Origin of the sequence: Methanosarcina sp. UBA411 (assembly GCF_002495725.1) — an archaeon.
In the GTDB taxonomy this organism is placed as follows: domain Archaea; phylum Halobacteriota; class Methanosarcinia; order Methanosarcinales; family Methanosarcinaceae; genus Methanosarcina.
In genome coordinates this window covers 1-2,921 of the sequence record NZ_DAGK01000032.1, presented here as the reverse complement: position 1 = coordinate 2,921, position 2,921 = coordinate 1, and the positions used below count along the sequence as shown (strand labels likewise).

General features: G+C 39.7%; 3 protein-coding genes and 1 pseudogene. All 4 read left to right on the top strand.

The genetic code is table 11. From position 1 onward, the window contains the following. Nucleotides 1-229: LPXTG cell wall anchor domain-containing protein (locus BP861_RS12665; RefSeq protein WP_292376087.1), on the top strand; the 229-nt coding region annotated here is incomplete at its 5' end. A 42-nt stretch (nucleotides 230-271) separates the two neighbouring features. Next, nucleotides 272-1,486: an ABC transporter permease gene (locus tag BP861_RS12660; RefSeq protein ID WP_292376086.1), complete on the top strand. Its 1,215-nt coding sequence runs from the start codon at nucleotides 272-274 to the stop codon at nucleotides 1,484-1,486. 272 nt (nucleotides 1,487-1,758) lie between these two features. After that, nucleotides 1,759-2,625 carry an ABC transporter ATP-binding protein gene (locus tag BP861_RS12655; RefSeq protein WP_292376084.1) on the top strand — a complete coding sequence of 289 codons (867 nt, stop codon included), beginning with the start codon at nucleotides 1,759-1,761 and terminating at the stop codon, nucleotides 2,623-2,625. A 48-nt stretch (nucleotides 2,626-2,673) separates the two neighbouring features. Beyond that, nucleotides 2,674-2,921, top strand: a pseudogene (locus BP861_RS12650) (hypothetical protein); the annotation flags it as partial.

Below are 2,921 nucleotides of genomic sequence, written 5' to 3'. Positions count from 1 at the left end.
TGCTGTGGAAGAAAATTCGTGGAGTGTTAGTAGGGAAGAAGGGATAAACATGAGCCTCACTGCAAACTACAATAACGGAATCAATAGACATGCAAACACTATCGGAAACCTGAACTTTGCAAGTTCTTCGGGCTCTAATGAATCTAACTCAAAAACTTTGCTGACAGGTGGATTTATTGTAATTGCTGTTCCAGCAGCCTTCTTGTTCTACAGAAGAAGAAAGCAATAATCAGAAAAGAGTCAACTAATATCATATTTATGGGGGTAAAATATGATAAAATTTGCACAGGCAGCCCGTATAGCGTCAGGGAGTATAGGAAGTGCTAAGCTCAGATCTGCGCTCACTACATTGGGAATAGTAATCGGGATAGCTGCAGTAGTTGTTAACGTATCTCTTGGTGCTAGTTTTAACCAGTTTTTTACTAATGAGATCTCTTCTGTAGGCTCTAATTTTATTATTGCAGCCAGCGAGCAGCCAAACCTTTTCTTTGATAATGAGTACAATCTCATTAAGAATACGCCTGGAATTTCTGGTGTATCTCCAAGAAAATTAATGAGTGGAGATCTCACATATCTTTCTGAAACTAAAAACGTCAATGTTGCAGGAATTAACAAAGATTTTCAGGAAATTCAGGGTCTGCAAATGGAAGAGGGCACTTTCCTGACAGATAAAGATAGCGCTGCGGCTGTTCTTGGATACGATATTGCAAATGATGAATTCAGTAAGAATATTTCCCATCGAAGCAATGTAGAGATCGCTTTTCGACAGGAAAACGGTACGGTTGTGAAGAAGAGTTTTAAAGTAAAAGGAATCTTGAAAAATTCCAAGCCAACTGTTGTGAGTGAAGACAGTGACTATGATTTGACAGTTTTCATTCCCGTTTCCACTATGAATGAGATGATCGGGGAACATGACTATGGAGCTTTCCTTGCAATGGCAGACAGCCCTGAAAAAATTCGTGACATTTCCGATGAAGTTGATAGCAGATTAGCCAGGAATTTCGGGGTTCCGGAAAGAGATATTGACGATGAGGACTTAAAACCCTATTACGTCTTTAATCAGGAGGAAGTTCTTGAGCAGACTGGAAAAATAGGAGACGCTTTGAGTTCTTTTCTACTTGCTCTTGCTCTAATCTCTCTCTTTGTGGGCTCGATAGGAATCATGAATATTATGCTTGTGACCGTAACTGAAAGAACCAGAGAAATTGGAATAATGAAATCTGTAGGTTATAACAATTCCAACATTTTATTCCTTTTTTTACTGGAGTCTATAATGGTCAGCTTCTTTGGGGGAATAGTAGGTACTACAATCGGTGGTCTGGGAGCTTACGCTCTTGAAGTCGCCCTTAAACTTCCTCCGGTTTTTCCCTTAACATTAATTGAAATAGGGATTGCAGTTTCGGTTCTTGTTGGGATAACTGCTGGCTTATACCCTGCAAGAAAAGCGGCACGCATGAATCCTGTGGACGCCTTGAGATATGAATAAAAGTTTGTCTCGTAAAAGGGCTATTCTCTCTGGAGAATACCCTTTTCTTTTTCAATCCTTTCTTCTACCAGTTCAATTGGATATTGATTGGATGAAAAGAGTTTCAAAGTAACTTCTTAATAAATAACTCTACAAATTTATTTATCGAATTTAGTGCACTGGAAAATCACTCTAATGTTGTGATTTAAGTATAAAAATCAGAATAGGTTGTATCTTATGGTAACCAGATACTGTGAATTAATCTGAGTATTATGAAAAACGGAGGGGTGGATATGGAAATGAAGATTTCGATTGCAGATGTTTCTGCTCCCAGAGATTCAATTTTGGAGAACGGAACCGAAAATTCCAGACATGAAGGAGAACTTCCCTCTGGAGAATACCTAGTTAATTCAAACGAAGAGCCGTTTAAATGTGAGTTGAGCCGTTCTAGATATCTGCAGAGTGATGAAACACATAGGACATCAGCTCCCGTTATTGAAGTTCTTGATCTCAAAAAGAGTTATTTTCTTGGAGATCTGGAGGTCCCAATTCTTCATGATATCAATCTAAAAGTGCGCGAGGGAGAATTCCTCGCTATAATGGGACCCTCTGGCTCAGGGAAGAGCACACTTATGAATCTTATAGGTTTTCTTGATAGGCCTACGGAAGGGAGAATCATAATTAAAGGTCTGGATATTAATAAACTATCTGATAAGGAGGTTGCTAGGCTCAGAGGGTTAGAAATCGGTTTTGTTTTTCAGACATTCAACCTGATCCCCAGACTTACAGCTCTTGAAAATGTCGAGCTTCCTACCTATGCCAATACAAGGAGCGGAGTCGATGCTCATGAAAGAGCAAAGGCGTTACTTAAACTCGTGGGTCTGGAAGATCGGATGCACCACAAGCCGGGTGAGCTTTCAGGTGGCCAATCTCAGAGAGTTGCTATTGCCAGAGCTCTTATCAATGACCCTGCAATCCTCCTTGCAGATGAGCCAACTGGAAATCTGGATTCGAAGACAGGCTGTGAAATTCTAAATATGTTTAGAAAACTCAACGAAAAAGGAAGAACCATTGTGATGATTACTCACGATCCTGAAATTGCAGGACACGCAGACAGGATAGTGCTCGTAAAAGATGGGATCATTCAGAATACGGAATAACTCATTTTTGTATTTTAGAACTTAAGCAAATTGGGGTGTGGAATTAGAATGACAAAAATCAAATGTTCACTTGTCTCTCTTGTATTATCTTTGTTTTTGGTTTCCTCGATGTTTACATCTCCTACCTCTGCATCTGTAGGGGGTGCCAATCTGAAAGTTACAATAGTCGAAACAAATCCTTACCCTGCAAAAATAGGAGAATATCTGAACCTGACTGTCCAGGTGGAGAACATTGGAGGGGATAAAGCTGACAATGTCGACATCCAAATTGTACCTCAATATCCCTTCTCTCTTGA

Coding starts and splice junctions, on each gene's coding strand:
- BP861_RS12655 (WP_292376084.1), top strand. CDS start 1,759: ATGGAAATGAAGATTTCGATTGCAGATGTTTCTGCTCCCAGAGATTCA.
- BP861_RS12660 (WP_292376086.1), top strand. CDS start 272: ATGATAAAATTTGCACAGGCAGCCCGTATAGCGTCAGGGAGTATAGGA.